Below are 17,260 nucleotides of genomic sequence, written 5' to 3'. Positions count from 1 at the left end.
TAAATCGCAACTTCAGTCGTACCTCGGTCCCCCCGGGCGGTTGAGGGGGTTCAATCGCCAATCACGCTAACCCGGGTGGGCGCGGCCATGCGCGCGAGGCGTCAAATCTCCGTTTCCCGGGGGGGCATGGACTGCGGCCAAATCATCGATCATTCTGTTCGCCCTCGGCCCGCAACGACGGATCGAGCCCCGCCTGAAAGCAAAACCCAAAGAGGCCGGGCGGCCCAAGTCATGAGGGAGGACGGACGGAATGGCGGGCATTCACGCGCTCGATCGGTTCATCGGCGACGACTATCCGGAATTGGCCACGGACGAGCAGGTCCGGACGCTGGAGCAGGTGTCTTACGTGGAGCGCATCGCGGCCGAAAGCACCTATGAGGCGATCAGGCTCGGGGCGGTCAGTAATCCCGATGCGCCGGCGATCCAGTTCTTGCCCAATGCAGATCCCGCCGATGCGCCGCTGGTGATCTCGCATCGGGATTTCGTCGCGCGCGTCACGCAGGCCGCCAACATGTTTCACGCGCTGGGGGTTGGCAAGGACGACGTCATCAGCTTCATGCTGCCACTGCTGCCCGACGCTTTCGTGACGCTGTTCGGCGCGGAGGCGACCGGCATTGCCAATCCCGTCAATCCGCTGCTGGAGTCGCATCAGATCGCGGAGATCCTGGAGGCCGCCAACACCACGATCCTGGTCGCGCTCGGGCCGATGCCCGGCACCGACATCTGGCAGAAGGTCGAGCAGATCCGCCCGTCCTTGAAACGCCTCAAGGCGATCGTGCAGATCGGTGGCGGCGGCGATCCCGCGAACGGCATCTTCGCGTTCAACGATCTCATCAAGCAGCAGCCGTCGGACAGGCTCGTCAGCGGCCGCAGGTTTTCCGGCAGCGACATCGCCGCCTATTTTCATACGGGCGGCACTACCGGCACGCCAAAGCTCGTGCGCCACAGCCACACCAACCAGGTCTATCAGGCGTGGGGGCTCAACCTGCTTCTGAAGTCGAAGCTGGGTGCCAATCTGCTGTTCGGCATGCCGCTGTTTCACGTCGGGGGCTCGCTGACGCAGGTACTGACGACGCTGGCCGGTGGCGGATGCCTCGTGGTGTTGTCACCATCCGGCTGGCGTAATCCCAATGCGGTGAAGAACATCTGGGCGCTGATCGAGCGCTTCAAGCCCGAGGCGCTCTCGAGCGTGCCAACCGTGCTTGCGGCAACGCTCGCGGTGCCGCGCGGCAATGCCGACATTTCGAGCCTGAAATATGCCGCCGGCGGTGGCTCGGCGATTCCGGTGGCGGTCGGCTCCGCGATCCAGGATAGACTGAAGCTTCCGGTGGTCGAGGTCTACGGCATGACCGAGACCTCGGGCGTCCACACCATGGCCTATCCGGATCGCGCCATCCGCCTCGGCTCGGTCGGCCTGCCGATGCCTTACGCCCGCGTGCGCATTGTCAAGCTCGACGCCGACGGACGGCTGGAGCGTGACTGCGCCGTGGACGAGATCGGCGTCGTGATCATGGCCGGGCCCGGCGTGTTCGGCGGCTATCTCAACCCTGCCCACAACAACGGCGCGTTCGTCGACGAGGTCTGGGTCAATTCCGGCGATCTCGGCCGGCTCGATGCAGACGGCCATCTCTGGATCACGGGCCGCGCCAAGGACCTCGTGATCCGCGGTGGCCACAACATCGATCCGGCACCGATCGAAGAGATCATGTTCCAGCACCCGGCCGTCGGCTTTGCCGCCGTCGTCGGACAGCCCGACGCCTATGCCGGCGAACTCCCCGTCGGCTACGTGCAGCTCAAGCCTGGTGCCACGGTCGAGCCGGGCGAACTGGAGACCTGGGTGCGCGAGCGCACGCCCGAGCGCGCCGCCGTGCCCGTGCAGATCATTCCGATCGATCCGATGCCCGTCACCGGCGTCGGCAAGGTGTTCAAGCCGCAACTGCGCTGGGACGCCGCCCAGCGCGTGTTTGCCAAGGTGCTCACCCCGCTCACCGAGACGGGCGTCGACTGCAAGGTGAGGGTTAGCGCCCATGGCAGCCACGGCTCGATCGCGACGGTGACGATCGCGAATGTGCCGCAAGGCAGGCGCGACCAGGTCGCAGGCGAGGTCCACAAATTGCTCGACCCCTTCGTGATGCGGCATGAGGTGGTGCATGCGTAGGTGCTGACAAGTTCCGGAATCGACGCGATTTTCCGAACCTTGGAGAGCGATCGGGCGACGAAACCTTGTCGGGCCATGAATCGGCCCGACACCTTGCCTTGCGGGCAGCGGTTTCTTCTCGGGGATCAACGGATGTCGCCGCTGAAATACCATCGCGATCTGGCGCACTGGGCCGAATTCGTGCGTCTTGCGCAGGCTCGAGTCTATGGAAAGTGGATGCGGCTCGTGCTTCTGGCGGCCGGCGCCTTGCCGATGCTGCTTGGCATCGCCGCCTCGGCGCTCTGGCCGGGATCGGTTGATGCGATCTCCGTGCTGTTCGGCATCCTGAGCACGCTCGTGGTCGTCGGCGTGCTGTCGCGGCTGGGACTTCGCCGCCATGTCAAGGACGCCGGCTGGGTTCTCGGCAATCGCGAGATCACCGTGACCGAGCAGGGCTTCGTCGATGCCGGCAATGGCACCGTGCTCAGCGTGGACTGGCCGGCGATCGAAGGGGTGAGCGTCGCCAGAAACATCATCGTGCTCTGGATGGACCGCGCCGCGGGGGTCTTCATCCCCCGCATCGCCTTCCACTCCGACGACGACGAGCGCAGCTTCATCGAGTTTGCCGGCAAGCGCGCCGGCGCGGCGTAACGGGCAGAGTGGCTCAGCCCGCCGGCATCGTCTTCTCGATCAGGCGAACCCAATAGGACGCGCCGTGGCCGAGGATGTTGTCGTTGAAGACGTAAGCGGGGTGGTGGCACTCGTTGCCGTCGCCCATGCCGACCAGGATCATCGCGCCGGGACGCGCCTCCAGCATGAATGAGAAATCCTCGGCGCCCATCATCGGAATGAATTTCTCGTTGACGCGATCGGCGCCGGCAATCTCGCGGGCGACCTCGGCGGCAACGCCGGCTTCGCGCGTGTGGTTCATCGTCACCGGATACATGCGCGAGTACTTCGTCTCGGCCGATCCGCCATAGGCGCGCGCCACGCTGTCGGCGACCTCGCCGATGCGGCGCTCGACGAGGTCGCGCACCTCGGGGTCGAGCGTGCGCACCGTGCCGCCGAGCTCGGCGACCTCCGGGATGATGTTGAATGCCGTGCCAGCGTGAAATTGCGTGATCGAGACGACCGCAGATTTAAGTGGGTCGACGTTGCGCGCGACGATCGATTGCAGCGCATTCACGATCTGCGATCCGATCAGCACGCTGTCGATCGACTTGTGCGGGCCGGCGCCGGCATGGCCACCCTTGCCGTGAACGATGATCTGGATGTTGTCGGAGGAGGCGAGCATCGCCCCCGGCGTCGTTGCGAAATGACCCTCCGGCAGGCCCGGCATGTTGTGCATGCCGTAGACCTCCTGGATGCCCCAGCGGGTCATCAGGCCGTCGTCGACCATCGCCTTGCCGCCGCCTCCGCCTTCTTCCGCGGGCTGGAAGATCACCACGGCCGTGCCATCGAAATTGCGGGTCTCGGCGAGGTACTTTGCCGCGCCCAGCAGCATCGCGGTGTGCCCGTCATGGCCGCAGGCGTGCATCTTGCCGGGGACTTTCGAGGCGTAGGGCACGCCCGACGTCTCCATGATCGGCAGCGCGTCCATGTCGGCGCGCAGGCCGATCGTCCTTCCCGAACCACTCTTGCGCCCGCGGATCACGCCGACCACGCCGGTGCGGCCGATGCCGGTCACCACCTCGTCACAGCCGAACGCGCGCAGCTTGTCGGCAACGATGCCAGCGGTGCGGTGCACCTCGTAGAGCAGCTCGGGATTCTCGTGGAAGTCATGGCGCCAGGCGGCCATTTCGTCGGAGAGGGCGGCGACGCGGTTGATGACGGGCATGGGGGCTCCGTTTCTTGTTGGGTTGCCCGAGGATATCGTCATTCCGGGGCGGTGCGAAGCATCGAACCCGGAATCTGGAGATTGTGGCGCGAGATTCCGGGTTCACTGGAGCCTGTCATCGGGCCGGGCCTCGCCCGGATCCGGTGGCGTGCCCCGGAATGACGGGAGAGTTCAGCTCTCCCCGAACACGCGCTTGAAGATCGTGTCGACGTGCTTGAGGTGGTAGCCGAGGTCGAACTGCTCCTCGATCTCGGCATCCGAGAGGTACTTCTTCACCTCGGCGTCCTTCTTGAGCAGCTGCAAGAAGTCGCCTTCGCCGCGCCAGACCGGCATGGCGTTGCGCTGCACCAGCTTGTAGGCATCCTCGCGGCTCGCGCCCTTCTGCGTCAGCGCCAGCAGCACGCGCTGCGAATGGACGAGGCCGCCGAGGCGGTCGAGATTCTTCTGCATGTTGGCAGGATAAACCAGCAGCTTGTCGATCAGACCAGCCAGGCGCACCAGCGCGAAGTCGAGCGTGACCGTCGCATCGGGGCCGATCATGCGCTCGGCGGAGGAGTGCGAGATATCGCGCTCGTGCCAGAGCACGACGTTCTCCAGTGCCGGGGTCACATAGGCGCGCACCATGCGCGACAGGCCGGTGAGGTTTTCCGACAGCACCGGGTTGCGCTTGTGCGGCATTGCGGAGGAGCCCTTCTGGCCTTCCGAGAAGAACTCTTCGGCTTCCAGCACCTCGGTGCGCTGGAGATGGCGGATCTCCACCGCGAGACGCTCCACGGAAGAGGCGATCACGCCGAGGGTCGCAAAATACATCGCGTGGCGATCACGCGGGATGACCTGCGTCGAGATCGGCTCCGGCGTCAGTCCCATGGCTTTCGCAACGTGCTCTTCGACGCGTGGGTCGATCTGCGCGAAGGTGCCGACGGCACCGGAGATGGCGCAGGTTGCGACTTCCTTGCGCGCCGCGATCAGGCGCTCCTTGGCGCGTGAGAACTCGGCATAGGCAAAGGCGAGCTTGAGGCCGAACGTCACCGGCTCGGCATGGATGCCGTGGGACCGGCCGATGGTCGGCGTCATCTTGTGCTCGAAGGCGCGCTTCTTCAGCGCTGCCAGCACCTTGTCGAGATCGGCGAGCAGCAGGTCGGCAGCGCGGGTGAGCTGGACGTTGAGGCAGGTGTCGAGCACGTCGGACGAGGTCATGCCCTGGTGCACGAAGCGCGCCTCGGGGCCGACGATCTCGGCGAGGTGTGTGAGGAAGGCGATGACGTCGTGCTTGGTCTCGCGCTCGATCTCGTCGATGCGCGCGACGTCGAAGGTGGCGTTGCGGGCCTTGTCCCAGACCGTCTTGGCGGCCTGCTTCGGGATCGTTCCGAGCTCGGCGAGCGCGTCCGCCGCATGCGCCTCGATCTCGAACCAGATCTTGAACCGCGTCTGCGGCTCCCAGATCGAGGCCATTTCCGGGCGGGTATAACGGGGGATCATTGCGGGCGCTCCAGGTGGGGCGGGGCGCGCCCGAGGGCGCGGACACCGGCCAAAATGCTTTTTACGCCGCGATTTAGCAGAGCAGGGGGAGCGAAACAAACGGCATGGCTCTGCAAACGGGGGATTAGGCCGGCGTTTTCGCAGGGCCCGTCAATCACAAGAAACTGAATGACAGATATTGAAATCTGTCAGCGAGACGTGTATATCCGCTTACGGACGCTCCGATTGGGCGTCCCGCGTCTCCATTCCGAGGCCCGGGTCCGAAACAAACGGACTCCCAGGCCGTAACAAGAGGGTGGGTCGCGGACGAAGTGGAGACTTACGACAATGACGACCGAAATCATCAATATCGCCGGGCAGATTGGGCATTGGCTCAATGTGCTGGTGGCCCGCCAGATCGCGGCGCAGGCTGCAAAACTGCCGCATTAAGGCAAGAGCTTTCCGAATGACCGGCACGGCCGCTTCGGAATGCGGCCTGATCGCCGGGTGAATGGCCCCTCCCACGGGAACATGGTGCTGGCATGAACGAAGCCGTTGTCTTGACGCCGGAGCGCATCCTCGAAGTCACCGAGGACGTGCTCAGGCGCTATGGGCTTGCCAAGGCCACCGTGGTCGACGTTGCCCGTGCGCTCGATGTGAGCCATGGCAGCGTCTATCGCCATTTTCCGAGCAAGGCCTCGCTGCGCGAGGCCGTGGCCAAGCGCTGGCTCGAGCGCATGGATGCACCGCTACGCAAGATCGCCCAGGATACCGGGCCGGCACCGGCGCGGCTCGAGGCTTGGCTGCGGACGCTGTTCGCCGCCAAACGCGAGCGCGTCTGCGACGATCCCGAGATGTTCCAGACCTATCTGACGCTCGCGCGCGAAGCCTGCGCGGCGGTGAGGTGCCACAAGGACGGCCTCGTCGAGCAGATGTCGGCGATCCTGTCAGACGGCGTGAAGCAGGGCGTGTTCGATGTCGCCGACACCAAGGCTACCGCGCGCGCGATTTTCGATGCGACCAGCCGCTATCACCATCCCGCCCACGCCGACGAGTGGAAGGACGCCGATCTGCCTACGCGCGTCGATGCGACGCTGGCGCTGTTGCTGCGCGGGTTGAAGGCGTAAGGACGCCCCGTCTCACCCTCTGGTCTTTTGGGCAAGGGGGCCGTTGTGAAGCGAAAGCGGATGAGCGGGTTTTCGCCGCGCGTGGATGGCGCCGTCGCTCGACGGCACAACCGGCGGGCTTTCCGGATAGGCATTGATCTCGATTTCGACGACGTCCCTGGATCGCTTTCGAAGGCGATAGAATGTTAGCTCCTGTTCGAGCATGGGGCAGCGGAAACCGACGGCAGCCGTATCTGGCAGGCGGCAGAGCTCGTCGATGAGTTCGCCTACGGTAATGATCGGGGGATGGGCGACTGTCTTATGATTGGCCTTACTCATGGCGTTACTCCTCCACTCGGCTATAACCTAAGCTGAGTGCTCTCAGTTCCGCTGAAGCGACTCTCAACGATCTCCATGCGTCAGCATTGCTGCTAGATCCGCATCAGTCCGCAGCTCGCCGCGAGCCGGACGAGCTGTGCGTCCGTGCGCGCGCCGGTCTTGGTCTTGATCAGATAGTGGTAGTTCTGGACGGTCTTCACACTGAGATTGAGGTGCGAGGCGATCTGCTCGGTGGTGGCGCCGCTGACGAACTGCCGCAAAATCTCGATCTCGCGCTCGCCCAGCTGATCGAGCACCGAGCCCGTCGGTGACAGGCTCTCCTCGGCCAGAACGTGGGCGATGTCGTCACTCATGGCGCGCTCGCCACGGGCAACCGCGCGGACGGCTGCGACCACAGCCGAGGGCTCGCTGCTCTTGGTGACGAAGCCGCATGCGCCGGCGCCAAAGGCCGCTTTCACCAGCACGGCCTCGTTGTGCATGGTGAAGACGAGAATGCGCGCACGAGGGTTGCGGGCACGGATGTTGCGGATGGCTTCGAGGCCGCTTGCGCCGGGCATCGAGATGTCGAGCACGATGACATCAGGGTCGTGTGTCTTGAACGCGCCGTAGGCGTCCGCGGCATTGTCGGCCTCAGCGACGACACGCAGATCGTCCTGGCTTTCCAGGACGCGGCGGTAGCCTTGCCGAACGATCGGATGATCGTCGACCAGCAGCACCGAGATGCCCTTTGCCGCCACCTGCGTCATGTCAGCCTCATGCGGCCAGCGGGATGGTCGCCGCCACGCTCAGCCCGCGATTGGCGCGCGCGATCGACAGCGAGCCGCCGGCGGCCGCGACGCGCTCGCGGATGCCGGTCAGCCCGAAGCCGGCCGACTGTGATACCCGGTCTGCATCGCCGCCGCCGTCGTCCTCGACGCGGATCAAGAGGGTGTCGTCCTCGCCGGCGCGCCGCTCTATCCGCAAGTTGATCTCGCGTGCCGCGCTGTGGCGCAGGGCATTGGTCAGGCATTCCTGGGCGACGCGATAGGCGGTGGTTGCCGCCGTGCCGCTGATGTCTGCAAGGTCGCCCTTGAGGTCGAGCTGGATCGTCGGCTGCGTCGCGCTCTGCGAGCGCCAGCTATCGACAAGATTGACGAGGCTCGCCTCCAGCCCCAGCTCCTCCGGCAAGGGATTGCGCAGCCGCTTCAGCGTGTCGCGGAGCGATGCCATGATGCGATGCGCGGCCTGCGAGATCATGCGCGCATCCTGTGCGATGCCGCGTGCATCCGTCTGCTTCGCGCCCGCCGCTTCGATGGTGCTGGCGAATGCGAGGATGGCGGACAGATTTTGCCCGAACTCGTCGTGCAGCTCGCGGGCGAGCGCGCGCCGCTCGTCGTCGCGGATCTCGAGCAGGCGCCTCGTCAGCGCCGCGCGCTGCTCGGTCGCTTCCTCGAGCCGCCCGCCGAGCGCGCCGACAGCCTTGCCGATCATCGCAAGCTCCATGGAGCGGAAGCGCGGCAGGGGCGTGCGGTACTGCCCGCGCGCCATCCGCTGCAACGCGGTCACGATCGAGCGGGCCGGTGCCAGCGCATGCGCAATCGCGAGCGAGGCCAGCAATGCAATCGCCGCCGACATCAGGAGCGCGACGTCGATCACGTTGAGAATGTACTCCCAGGCGAGCGAGATCGCCGCAGCCTGATCAGGTGTCGCCACCACCGTGCCGGCAGCGGCTGCACGCGGGCTCACCGGCCGCACCACCTCGGCGTGACTGCCGAGGAAGATCGGGACCAGGGACGCAAACCAGAGCGGCGGGGTCCGGCCGATCCCCTGGCTCTGGCCGCACAGCGGCTTCTCGAATGCGGCCGCGGGCTGGAACTGCACGCAGACGCCCGGCGCAATCAGCTTCATCGTCTCGAGCGTGCGCCAGTCCGGAACCGGTACGAGATGCTCGCGCATCCTGCTGCTGCGCAGCAAGAGCTCTCGCCAGTACAGCGCCTCCAGCGTCTGCGCGACCCTCTGGGCGGAAGCGGCAGTGGCGCGATCGACGCTGCGATAGGCATCAAAAGTCGCCCAGACCGTCGCGGCGGTCAGGCACAGGGCGACGATCACAAGCAAGCGGGCGACGAGATGGAGCACGAGGCGCATGCGATCACCCCCAACGTTTGATAAGGTCACGATAACAACGCCGCCGCACCTTGCCAATCGCGGGAGCTGCAGGGTGATGCTGCTCGGGAAAATTTCCCAAGCCGATTTGGGCATGGCTCTTTGGACTGCGCGCGGCGGCTTTGATCTAATCGGCGGCGGGTCGCCAAACGGACCGGGGAGCGAGGCAGCATGAGTTCGATCACCATCGGCAAGAGCGCGCCGCCTGCGGCCGACCCGTCGGAGCGGAGCGCGCTCCTGCTCTGGATGATCTTCACGGGACTCTCGGTCTTCGCCGTCGTGCTGCTGTGGCGCTTCGGCCTGATCCATCTGATGGTCGCCTCCGACCGCACCTACATTTCGAGCCTGATCGCGGTGCTCTATGTCGTCACCTGCGCTCACTGCTTCTGGCGGACCCGCGCGATCGCGCGGGAAGGGGCGGCGGCGCGGCGCTGCCGTGCGGTACTCTCGGCGATGGACGGCAGCAAGGCGCTGGATGCTGCCGGCACATCGCTGCCGCGTGGCCTCGTCAGGAATCACATCGATAGCCTGGTGACGAAAGCCGCGGCGCAGGACTATCGGCCGGTCGACCAGACGTTGCTGCTGCGGACGCTCGCCGATCGCCTGCGCGGGTCCAACGGGTTCGGCGCTTTCGTCTCGGATACGCTGATGAAGCTCGGCCTGCTCGGCACCATTGTCGGCTTCATCATCATGCTGGCGCCGATCGCGGGACTGGACGCGGCCGACAAGGTCGCGATGCGGTCCTCGATGGGGTTGATGAGCGACGGCATGGCCGTCGCGATGTACACGACCCTTGCCGGCCTCGTTGGCTCGATCCTCGTCCGCATCCAGTACTACATGCTCGACGCCGCGACCCAGCGGGTGTTCTCCGACGCCGTCGTACTGACCGAGACCTACGTCACGCCGGCCCTGGAACGCAAGCGTCCGGGTATGTCGCCATGATGGACGATTTCGGGCTCTATCCGCGCGAGGAGCCGTTCGATCCGCTCGGCGTGATGCTGTTCAAGGCGCTCCAGGTGATCGCGTTCCTGTTCTTCCTCGCGCTCCTCGCCGTGTCGCCGGATGCCAAGGACGGCAAGATCGACTCCAAGGCCGAGTTCATGATCACGCTGGACTGGCCGGACAATCACCCTGACGATCTCGACCTGTTCGTGCAGGATCCCGCCGGCAACATCGCCTGGTACCGGCATCGCGAGGCCGGCTTTCTCACGCTCGACCGCGACGACCGCGGCGGCGCCAATGATTTCATCGTGGTCAACGGCAAGAAGATCGCATCCCCCATCCGCGAGGAGATCGTCACCGTGCGCGGCATCGTCGCCGGCGAATACACCGTCAATGTCTCGCATTTCCAGGCGACCACCGGCGAGCCGGTCTCGGCCAACGTGAAGGTGCAGAAGCTCAACCCGACCGCCCAGGTAATTTTCGACAACAAGCTGACGGTCAACCATACCGGTGACGAAAAGACCGCGGTGCGGTTCCGGCTCGATTCCGAAGGCAAGGTGGTCAATGTCGACCAGCGGCCGAAATCGCTGCTGGAAACGTTCCGCAGCAGTTGGCGCAACGGCGCGGATATCGATCCCAAGACCGGCGTGAGGACGCGCCGTGACTAGCCTGCAACTGATCATACTCACGATTTCGGTCGCCTACGCCGTGATCGGCGCGCTGCTTCTGGTCGTCCTGGTCTACGGACGCCTGCACTGGTCGCTGAAGGCCGCGGCGGTCATTGTGACCAGTGTCTTCTATCTCGTCAGCTTCGGCGCGATGCGCGGTCTGCTCGGCTGGGCCAGCGCGGACCGGTTGCCTGTGTCATTCAAGCTGTTGGCGGCGCGCATCGTCGAGCCGCATTCGCTGGAAGGTGACCCGGGCACGATCTATCTGTGGGTCGAGGAGCTTGACGACGATCACCGGCCGAGCGGCATCCCGAGGGCGTTTCGCGTTCCCTATAATGATGCGCTGGCGGAGAAGACCCATGCTGCGGAGAACGAGATCGCGGCAGGACGCCCCCAGGGCGGGCGCGCCGCGGATTTTGGCGGCGGTGATGGCACCATCATCGACATGGTCCGGGAATATGTGACGCCCAAGGCCGTGATCGAGACGGCCGGCGGGGATTCATCGACCGGCGAGTTCAGGGCGCCGCCGGCCGGTAGCGAGCAGGGTGCGGTGTTCACGCCGCTGCCGCCGCCCAGAATGCCCCCCAAGGACGAGCAATAGGCTCTACCGGGCGGCAACGGCTGGTCAACAGCCGTGCGCTGTCGCATCTTGTTGACGTCCCTCAAATTGGCTTTATCGGCATACGAACGAGTTTTGAGGGTGGAGGACGCGTGCGACTGGCCGTCTTTTCGGATATCCATGGCAACCGGCAGGCCTTTGACGTGTGCCTGAGGGCGGCGCGCGAGCGCGGGGCCGAGCGCTTCATCCTGCTCGGCGATTTCGTCGGCTATGGTGCCGATCCGGAATGGGTGGTCGATACCGCAATGGAACTGGTGGCTCACGGCGCCGTCGCCGTGCGCGGCAATCACGACCAGGCGGTCCAGTCGTCGGCCGAGACCATGAACGCCGAGGCGCAGATCGCGATCGAATGGACCCGCGGCCGGCTCGATGCTGCGCAGCGGCGCTTTCTCGCGGAGTTGCCCATGTCAGTCGAGGATACCGACCGCCTCTATGTGCATTCGGAAGCCTCGCACCCGGCGCGATGGCACTATGTCCGCTCGACGACGGACGCCGCAAAAAGCCTGATCGCGACGCCATGTCATGTCACGTTTTGCGGCCACATCCATCGCCCGGCGCTTTATTCGATGTCGGTGACCGCGAAGATGACGAGCTTCGTACCCAAGACCGACGTTCCCGTTCAGCTGCTCCGGGGCCGGCAATGGCTCGCGGTGATGGGCTCGGTCGGCCAGCCGCGCGATGGCGATCCCTCCGCCTGCTTCACGCTGTTCGACACCGAGAGCTGCCAGATCACCTATTGCCGCGCGCCCTATGACATCGAGGCGGCGGCGAGCCGGATCCGGGAGAACGGCCTGCCGCATTGGCTGGCCGACCGGCTGTCGCAGGGGCGCTGAGCCATGCCGAAATCCCTGGTCAAGGTCGGAGCTGAGATCGACGGCTTCACCATCGGTGAATGCGTGCATGCCGGCGGCATGGCGACGCTGTGGACCGTCACCCGTCCCGGTATCGACGCGCCACTTCTGATGAAGGTTCCGCGGGTGTCCGAGGGCGAGGACCCCGCGGCCATCGTCTCCTTCGAGATGGAGCAGATGATCCTGCCGCGGCTCGCCGGCCCGCACGTGCCGCACTGCTTCGGCACCGGCGATTTCGCGCGCCAGGCCTATGTCGTGATCGAGCAGCTTCCCGGTACCACGCTCTATCCGCGGCTGCCCGATTTGCCTCTGCCGTATGAGGAGGCGCGTGCGCTGGTCGCGAAGATTGCGACGGCGCTGGCCGACCTGCACCGGCAGAACGTGATCCATCACGACATCAAGCCGAGCAGCATCATGTTCCGGGCAAGCGGCGAAGCGGTGCTGATCGACTTTGGGCTGTCGCACCACGACCATCTGCCGGACCTGTTGCAGGAGGAGTTCCGGCTGCCTTACGGCACCGCGCCCTACATGGCCCCTGAGCGGCTGCTCGGGGTGCGCGACGATCCGCGCAGCGATCTGTTTTCGCTGGGTGTGCTGCTCTATTTCTTCACGACGGGGGAGCGTCCGTTCGGCGAGGGCGAGACGCTGCGTGCAATGCGACGGCGGCTATGGCGCGATCCGCATCCGCCGCGCCAATTGCGCCCCGACTATCCACCCTGGCTTCAGGAGATCGTGCTCAGGTGTCTGGAGATCGAGCCGGTCCGACGCTACCCGACCGCCTCGCAGCTTGCCTTCGATCTCACCCATCCCGACAAGGTCAGGCTCACCGCCCGCTCGGAACGGCTGAAACGCGATCCCCTCTCGATCGCCTGGCGGCGGCGCTTCAATCAGGAGGTGACGCAGCCGCGGCCGAAATCTGACGTGGCGGCGCAGATTGCCTCGAGCCCGATCATTGCGATCGCGCTCGACACAGCCGAGGGCGCGGTGGAATTGAACGAGGCGCTGCTCGTCACGACCGAGCGGATCCTGGCGACGCTACCCTCGGCGCGGCTCGCCTGTATCAACGTGCTGAAGCTGAACCGTCTCGTGATCGACCGGACGCTCGACGAAGACGGCTCCAACAAGCATATCGACCGGATGGTCGCGCTCAGGCATTGGGCGACGCCGCTCAAGCTCGACGAGAGCCGGCTCACGGTTCATGTGCTGGAGTCGGTCGATCCGGCTGCCGCGATCCTGGAGTTCGCCGAGATCAACCAGGTCGACCACGTCATCATCGGGGCGCGGCAGAGTTCGTTCAGGCGCACGCTTCTCGGCAGCGTTTCATCGAAGGTCGCGTCGGAAGCAACCTGCACCGTGACCGTGGTACGGCCGCCGAGGATGGCCGCGGATGTAGAAGAGGTGAGGGCGGACGAAGCTGCGGGCTAGTTCTGCGAATCAGGCGGCGCGAGCAGCGTGACCCTCACGCTTGCGGCGGACGGGCAGCCAGAAGTCCGGGCCGGCGTCGCTGCCGTTGGGACCGACGCCGAAGAACTGGATGATCTCGCGGCAGGGCTCACAATTGAACAGATTGCGGGAGGAAGCTGCCTTCGACATCTCGTTCAGGCAGTTGGGGCAAAGCGGTTTCATCAGGCTATTCCAAAAAATGATTTCAGTGCTGACGCTGTGACTCGAACGGGTCCCGGTCCAAGCCCAAGTCGAACATCTCGGACCGGGTGTCGTCGTTGGTCTCGCACGCGGTACGCTCAAAGCGATCAAAGAAATAATCGAGATAGGTGTGCGGGCGCCGCGGGATGCGGCACCTGCGCTTCGGTTGACGTCTCACGATCGCGACCTGCACGGGCGTTCAGCCCCGGTGGCGATCAAGATGGATGATGCGGGCGGAACGAGCCGCGACTTTCACCGGTCGCGCGGCATAGATGCAGCGGGCCGCAATCGCTGCATTCAAGCCAAGCCACAACGCCACGCCAGTCCAGACCAGGGTCGTCGCCATGATGTGCTCCCGTCCAAAAGGGGAGCGCTCTTGTGCATCGATTTGTACGAATCAGGGAAGCCGGGATGACTACGGGGTTCGCGGCAATCTTAAGTCCGTCACGGTGCGTAAGCCCTCGAAACCCGCAATATATTTCGTGCGCGCGGGCTCAGATCGCTTCGCCGCGCGCGTTTGCGGCCGCATTGCGGATCGCGGCGATGCTGGTCTTGTAGGCCTCTTGCGTGCCGCCACGGAACACCGCGGTGCCGGCGACGAAGGCGTTCGCACCGGCCGCCGCGAGGGCGCCCGCGACATCGGGCCCGACGCCGCCATCGACCTCGATATCGATCGGCCTGCCTGCGGTCATCGCGCGGATGTCGCGGATCTTGCCGAGCGCGGAGGGAATGAAGGCCTGTCCGCCGAAGCCGGGATTGACCGACATCACCAGCACGAGATCGATGAGGTCGACGACGTATTCGATCGCGCTGATCGGCGTGCCCGGGTTGAGCGAGACGCCGGCCTTCTTGCCGAGCGCGCGGATCGCCTGGAGCGAGCGATGCAGGTGGGGACCTGCCTCCGCATGCACGGTGATGTGGTCGCAGCCGGCCTTCGCGAAGGCCTCCAGATAGGGATCGCAGGGGGCGATCATCAGATGCGCGTCGAAGATCTTCTTGGTGTGCGGACGCATCGCCTTGATGACGTCGGGGCCATACGAGATGTTCGGAACAAAATGTCCGTCCATGACGTCGAGATGCATCCAGTCGGCGCCGGCGGCGTCGACCGCGCGCACCTCTTCGCCGAGCCTGGAAAAATCCGACGCCAGGATCGACGGCGCGATCACCAGGGGGCGGAGTGCGAGGGCTTGGGTCATGGGCACAGTTTCCCGAAAAAGCCGTTGGGCCGTGTGACGATCGGCCTCGCCTAACATGGGCGATGCGGGGGAGCAATGCAGGGGGAAGGCGCTTCCTGTGGGCGGAAAATTCTGCCGTGCCCGGCACGAATTGCCGGTGTTCCCAGACGGTGCAAGGCGCGGGACAGCCGGATTTGATTGAGGTTTTTGCGCTGGCACGACGCTTGCTGACTGGATTGGAGCATTAGCCGCGGCTCGCCGCATCGTCCGGAGTTGTCGAATGTTGTTCGCCCTTGGTGCCGTATCGGGTGCGCTCGACGCGTTGCAGTCGCTGACGTCCTCGAAGACGTCCTCCACGCAGCAGACGAGCTCCACGCAGGGGACGACCAACCCGTTCTCGATCGACAGCGGCAGCAGCACGACGAGCGGCGCGAGCTCGTCGGTCAATGCCGGCAATTGTCCGCAGATATCGCCTGAGACGATGAGCGCGCTGATTGCGGCGCAGAGCCAGTCGTCGGCGAGCACGAGCAGCTCCTCCAGCTCGACCTCGTCGAGCTCCTCAACGAGTTCGTCGTCGACCTCGATGAGCCCGCAGGACGCCCTGAAGGATCTGTTCTCGCAGATCGATGCCGATGGCGACGGCAAGATCACCAAATCGGAATTCGAGAACGCGCTGGGTGCCGGCGGCACCAATCTGGCGCAGGCCGACGACGTCTTCTCCAAGCTCGACACCAATGGCGACGGCAGCGTCAGCCTCGACGAGATGTCGAAGGCGCTGAAGGGGGGACATCACGGTCACCATCAGGCCGAAAGCGCCGGCAGCTCCAGCGGTTCCGGGGATGCCAGCAGCAGCGGCTCGGACGGCAGTTCCGATCCGTTGACCGGGGCGACCTCGACGTCCGTGACCAACAGCGACGGCTCGACCACGACCACCCTCACCTATGCCGACGGCTCGAAAGTCTCGATGACGACGCCGGCGGCGTCGAGCTCATCGAACTCCGGCTCCAACTCCAGCGGCTCGAACTCTGCGACATCGTCCTACAACTGGATCGAGCAGATGATCCAGCGCGAAGCGCAGCAATTGTCGGCCTCCGCGGCCTCGTCGCTGTCGGTGAGCGCATAAGCGGGGACGCTGCGCCCCCCGGTTGGCCGTATCCCTCTGCAGTCTCAACCGTTTCGGTGTTCCCCGAGCATAGCGACGGCGACAGCCGCCGTACTTTGCATGGGGTTGTCTTCGAGCTTTTTGTCGCGAGTCTCCAACCACGTCTCTGGTGATTGGATCACCCGTTTTCAAGCCGGGCGGTGACGAGAATGTTGGACTAGCCGTACCGATCCTTCCACGAAGGCAGCGCTCCGGCGAACGACAACGCCGTGGCATCGTGCACGCCGCGTGCGATCGCGCGCGCCACGACATTGGCTGCAACCATGCCGACCTCTGTGAGGTCGATGATCGGATCGATCGCCTTCTCGCAGGTCGCGGCGGCAAACAGCACGTCGCCGTCGGTCGGTGCATGCACGGGATAGATCGCGCGGGCAAAGCCGGTCTGCCCGATCATGGCGAGGCGCTTGGCTTGCGCCTTGGTCAGCGTCGCGTCGGTGACGACGAGGCCGATCGTCGTGTTCTCGCGCGCGCTCGCGGCCGGTCCGCCCTTGATGCGCATCTTGAGCATGTCATCGGTGAAGGCGTCCGGCAGGCCGCGGCCGCCGAACTCGCCGCTCACCTCGAACGGCGCGGCCCAGAACCAGGGGCCGTCGCCGACCGTGACGCTGCCGACCGCGTTGACGGCGGCGATCGCCGCGACCTTGATGCCGTTGCTGGTCACGGCGGACGCCGAGCCGAGCCCGCCCTTGAAATTCGCCGTGGTGGCGCCGAGGCCCGCGCCGACGCTGCCGAGCGCGAAGTCCACACCGGCCGAGGCAGCCGCGGCGTAACCGAGGTCGCGATAGGGCGCGAAGCGGCCCCAGGCCTTGTCGCCGCCATTGAGCAGATCGAACAGGATTGCGCCCGGCACGATCGGGATGATCGCCTCGCGGACGCGGAATCCGCGGCCCTGCTCGGCGAGCCAGGCCTGTACGCCGCCGCCGGTCTCGAGCCCAAAGGCGGAACCGCCCGACAGCGCGATGGCATCGACGCGCTCGACCGTGTTGGCAAGATCGAGCAGCGCGTCCTCACGCGTCCCCGGCCCGCCACCGCGCACGTCGATCGCCGCCACCGCCGGCTGGTCGAACACGATCGCAGTCGCCCCCGAAGCGAGCTTTTCATCATGGGCGTGCCCGACGCGGACGCCGGCGATGTCGGTGAGGAGGTTTTTCAAGGCGGCACTCCCGGCGCTGCAAGCGAC

General features: G+C 65.5%; 18 protein-coding genes. 9 read left to right on the top strand and 9 right to left on the bottom strand.

Annotation, left to right across the window (positions count from 1 at the left end):
• Nucleotides 1-250 precede the first annotated feature (250 nt).
• On the top strand, nucleotides 251-2,158 hold the full coding sequence (locus ACV1FX_RS19410) for an acyl-CoA synthetase (RefSeq protein WP_473119154.1): 1,908 nt from the start codon (nucleotides 251-253) through the stop codon (nucleotides 2,156-2,158).
• 132 nt (nucleotides 2,159-2,290) lie between these two features.
• Nucleotides 2,291-2,788 (top strand): YcxB family protein, encoded by a 498-nt coding sequence (locus ACV1FX_RS19405; RefSeq protein WP_473119153.1) that lies wholly within the window; start codon nucleotides 2,291-2,293, stop codon nucleotides 2,786-2,788.
• 13 nt (nucleotides 2,789-2,801) lie between these two features.
• On the opposite strand, the gene ACV1FX_RS19400 is transcribed toward ACV1FX_RS19405, so the two are convergent.
• Together ACV1FX_RS19400 and purB are read right to left on the bottom strand one after the other, a co-directional pair.
• Nucleotides 2,802-3,974: a M20 aminoacylase family protein gene (locus tag ACV1FX_RS19400; protein ID WP_473119152.1), complete on the bottom strand. Its 1,173-nt coding sequence runs from the start codon at nucleotides 3,972-3,974 to the stop codon at nucleotides 2,802-2,804.
• Nucleotides 3,975-4,145: 171 nt separating this feature from the next.
• Nucleotides 4,146-5,453 (bottom strand): adenylosuccinate lyase, encoded by a 1,308-nt coding sequence (gene purB, locus ACV1FX_RS19395; RefSeq protein ID WP_473119151.1) that lies wholly within the window; start codon nucleotides 5,451-5,453, stop codon nucleotides 4,146-4,148.
• A gap of 521 nt (nucleotides 5,454-5,974) precedes the next feature.
• Here purB and ACV1FX_RS19390 point away from each other — a divergent pair.
• Nucleotides 5,975-6,559 carry a TetR/AcrR family transcriptional regulator gene (locus tag ACV1FX_RS19390; protein WP_473119150.1) on the top strand — a complete coding sequence of 195 codons (585 nt, stop codon included), beginning with the start codon at nucleotides 5,975-5,977 and terminating at the stop codon, nucleotides 6,557-6,559.
• 12 nt (nucleotides 6,560-6,571) lie between these two features.
• Here the strand turns inward: ACV1FX_RS19390 and ACV1FX_RS19385 are convergent, their stop codons facing one another.
• From ACV1FX_RS19385 to ACV1FX_RS19375, 3 genes are all read right to left on the bottom strand, one after another.
• Nucleotides 6,572-6,877 carry a hypothetical protein gene (locus ACV1FX_RS19385; protein WP_473119149.1) on the bottom strand — a complete coding sequence of 102 codons (306 nt, stop codon included), beginning with the start codon at nucleotides 6,875-6,877 and terminating at the stop codon, nucleotides 6,572-6,574.
• Between the two features lie 92 nt (nucleotides 6,878-6,969).
• On the bottom strand, nucleotides 6,970-7,623 hold the full coding sequence (locus ACV1FX_RS19380; RefSeq protein WP_473119148.1) for a response regulator: 654 nt from the start codon (nucleotides 7,621-7,623) through the stop codon (nucleotides 6,970-6,972).
• A 7-nt stretch (nucleotides 7,624-7,630) separates the two neighbouring features.
• Nucleotides 7,631-9,001 (bottom strand): sensor histidine kinase, encoded by a 1,371-nt coding sequence (locus tag ACV1FX_RS19375; RefSeq protein ID WP_473119147.1) that lies wholly within the window; start codon nucleotides 8,999-9,001, stop codon nucleotides 7,631-7,633.
• Between the two features lie 189 nt (nucleotides 9,002-9,190).
• On the opposite strand from ACV1FX_RS19375, the gene ACV1FX_RS19370 reads away from it, so the two are divergent.
• From ACV1FX_RS19370 to ACV1FX_RS19350, 5 genes are all read left to right on the top strand, one after another.
• Entirely contained in the window at nucleotides 9,191-9,961 is a 771-nt protein-coding gene (locus ACV1FX_RS19370; RefSeq protein ID WP_473119146.1) for a MotA/TolQ/ExbB proton channel family protein, read from the top strand.
• A complete protein-coding gene (locus ACV1FX_RS19365; protein ID WP_473119145.1) occupies nucleotides 9,958-10,629 on the top strand; it encodes a hypothetical protein in 672 nt (223 codons plus the stop codon). The genes ACV1FX_RS19370 and ACV1FX_RS19365 overlap by 4 nt, the downstream gene beginning before the upstream one ends.
• Entirely contained in the window at nucleotides 10,622-11,230 is a 609-nt protein-coding gene (locus ACV1FX_RS19360) for a hypothetical protein (protein ID WP_473119144.1), read from the top strand. Before ACV1FX_RS19365 ends, ACV1FX_RS19360 begins: the two co-directional genes overlap by 8 nt.
• 110 nt (nucleotides 11,231-11,340) lie before the next feature.
• Complete coding sequence (locus tag ACV1FX_RS19355; RefSeq protein WP_473119143.1) at nucleotides 11,341-12,081, top strand: metallophosphoesterase family protein; 741 nt, start codon at nucleotides 11,341-11,343, stop codon at nucleotides 12,079-12,081.
• A 3-nt stretch (nucleotides 12,082-12,084) separates the two neighbouring features.
• Entirely contained in the window at nucleotides 12,085-13,524 is a 1,440-nt protein-coding gene (locus tag ACV1FX_RS19350; protein WP_473119142.1) for a protein kinase domain-containing protein, read from the top strand.
• A gap of 9 nt (nucleotides 13,525-13,533) precedes the next feature.
• On the opposite strand, the gene ACV1FX_RS19345 is transcribed toward ACV1FX_RS19350, so the two are convergent.
• From ACV1FX_RS19345 to rpe, 3 genes are all read right to left on the bottom strand, one after another.
• A complete protein-coding gene (locus tag ACV1FX_RS19345; RefSeq protein WP_473119141.1) occupies nucleotides 13,534-13,725 on the bottom strand; it encodes a hypothetical protein in 192 nt (63 codons plus the stop codon).
• Between the two features lie 217 nt (nucleotides 13,726-13,942).
• Nucleotides 13,943-14,089: a hypothetical protein gene (locus ACV1FX_RS19340; protein WP_473119140.1), complete on the bottom strand. Its 147-nt coding sequence runs from the start codon at nucleotides 14,087-14,089 to the stop codon at nucleotides 13,943-13,945.
• 148 nt (nucleotides 14,090-14,237) lie between these two features.
• Entirely contained in the window at nucleotides 14,238-14,939 is a 702-nt protein-coding gene (gene rpe, locus ACV1FX_RS19335; RefSeq protein ID WP_473119139.1) for a ribulose-phosphate 3-epimerase, read from the bottom strand.
• 259 nt (nucleotides 14,940-15,198) lie between these two features.
• Between rpe and ACV1FX_RS19330 the strand changes: the two genes are divergently transcribed.
• Nucleotides 15,199-16,041 carry an EF-hand domain-containing protein gene (locus ACV1FX_RS19330; RefSeq protein ID WP_473119138.1) on the top strand — a complete coding sequence of 281 codons (843 nt, stop codon included), beginning with the start codon at nucleotides 15,199-15,201 and terminating at the stop codon, nucleotides 16,039-16,041.
• 196 nt (nucleotides 16,042-16,237) lie between these two features.
• On the opposite strand, the gene ACV1FX_RS19325 is transcribed toward ACV1FX_RS19330, so the two are convergent.
• Nucleotides 16,238-17,233: a P1 family peptidase gene (locus ACV1FX_RS19325; protein ID WP_473119137.1), complete on the bottom strand. Its 996-nt coding sequence runs from the start codon at nucleotides 17,231-17,233 to the stop codon at nucleotides 16,238-16,240.
• Nucleotides 17,234-17,260 lie beyond the last annotated feature (27 nt).

Source organism: Bradyrhizobium ingae, from assembly GCF_055791185.1.
This window is presented reverse-complemented; position numbering and strand designations above follow the sequence as displayed.

Bases quoted from the DNA above. Each gene is read 5' to 3' on its own strand.
- rpe (WP_473119139.1), bottom strand. From the start codon at position 14,939: ATGACCCAAGCCCTCGCACTCCGCCCCCTGGTGATCGCGCCGTCGATC.
- ACV1FX_RS19410 (WP_473119154.1), top strand. From the start codon at position 251: ATGGCGGGCATTCACGCGCTCGATCGGTTCATCGGCGACGACTATCCG.
- ACV1FX_RS19405 (WP_473119153.1), top strand. From the start codon at position 2,291: ATGTCGCCGCTGAAATACCATCGCGATCTGGCGCACTGGGCCGAATTC.
- purB (WP_473119151.1), bottom strand. From the start codon at position 5,453: ATGATCCCCCGTTATACCCGCCCGGAAATGGCCTCGATCTGGGAGCCG.
- ACV1FX_RS19390 (WP_473119150.1), top strand. From the start codon at position 5,975: ATGAACGAAGCCGTTGTCTTGACGCCGGAGCGCATCCTCGAAGTCACC.
- ACV1FX_RS19400 (WP_473119152.1), bottom strand. From the start codon at position 3,974: ATGCCCGTCATCAACCGCGTCGCCGCCCTCTCCGACGAAATGGCCGCC.
- ACV1FX_RS19370 (WP_473119146.1), top strand. From the start codon at position 9,191: ATGAGTTCGATCACCATCGGCAAGAGCGCGCCGCCTGCGGCCGACCCG.
- ACV1FX_RS19340 (WP_473119140.1), bottom strand. From the start codon at position 14,089: ATGGCGACGACCCTGGTCTGGACTGGCGTGGCGTTGTGGCTTGGCTTG.
- ACV1FX_RS19350 (WP_473119142.1), top strand. From the start codon at position 12,085: ATGCCGAAATCCCTGGTCAAGGTCGGAGCTGAGATCGACGGCTTCACC.
- ACV1FX_RS19330 (WP_473119138.1), top strand. From the start codon at position 15,199: ATGTTGTTCGCCCTTGGTGCCGTATCGGGTGCGCTCGACGCGTTGCAG.
- ACV1FX_RS19365 (WP_473119145.1), top strand. From the start codon at position 9,958: ATGATGGACGATTTCGGGCTCTATCCGCGCGAGGAGCCGTTCGATCCG.
- ACV1FX_RS19345 (WP_473119141.1), bottom strand. From the start codon at position 13,725: ATGAAACCGCTTTGCCCCAACTGCCTGAACGAGATGTCGAAGGCAGCT.
- ACV1FX_RS19375 (WP_473119147.1), bottom strand. From the start codon at position 9,001: ATGCGCCTCGTGCTCCATCTCGTCGCCCGCTTGCTTGTGATCGTCGCC.
- ACV1FX_RS19385 (WP_473119149.1), bottom strand. From the start codon at position 6,877: ATGAGTAAGGCCAATCATAAGACAGTCGCCCATCCCCCGATCATTACC.
- ACV1FX_RS19380 (WP_473119148.1), bottom strand. From the start codon at position 7,623: ATGACGCAGGTGGCGGCAAAGGGCATCTCGGTGCTGCTGGTCGACGAT.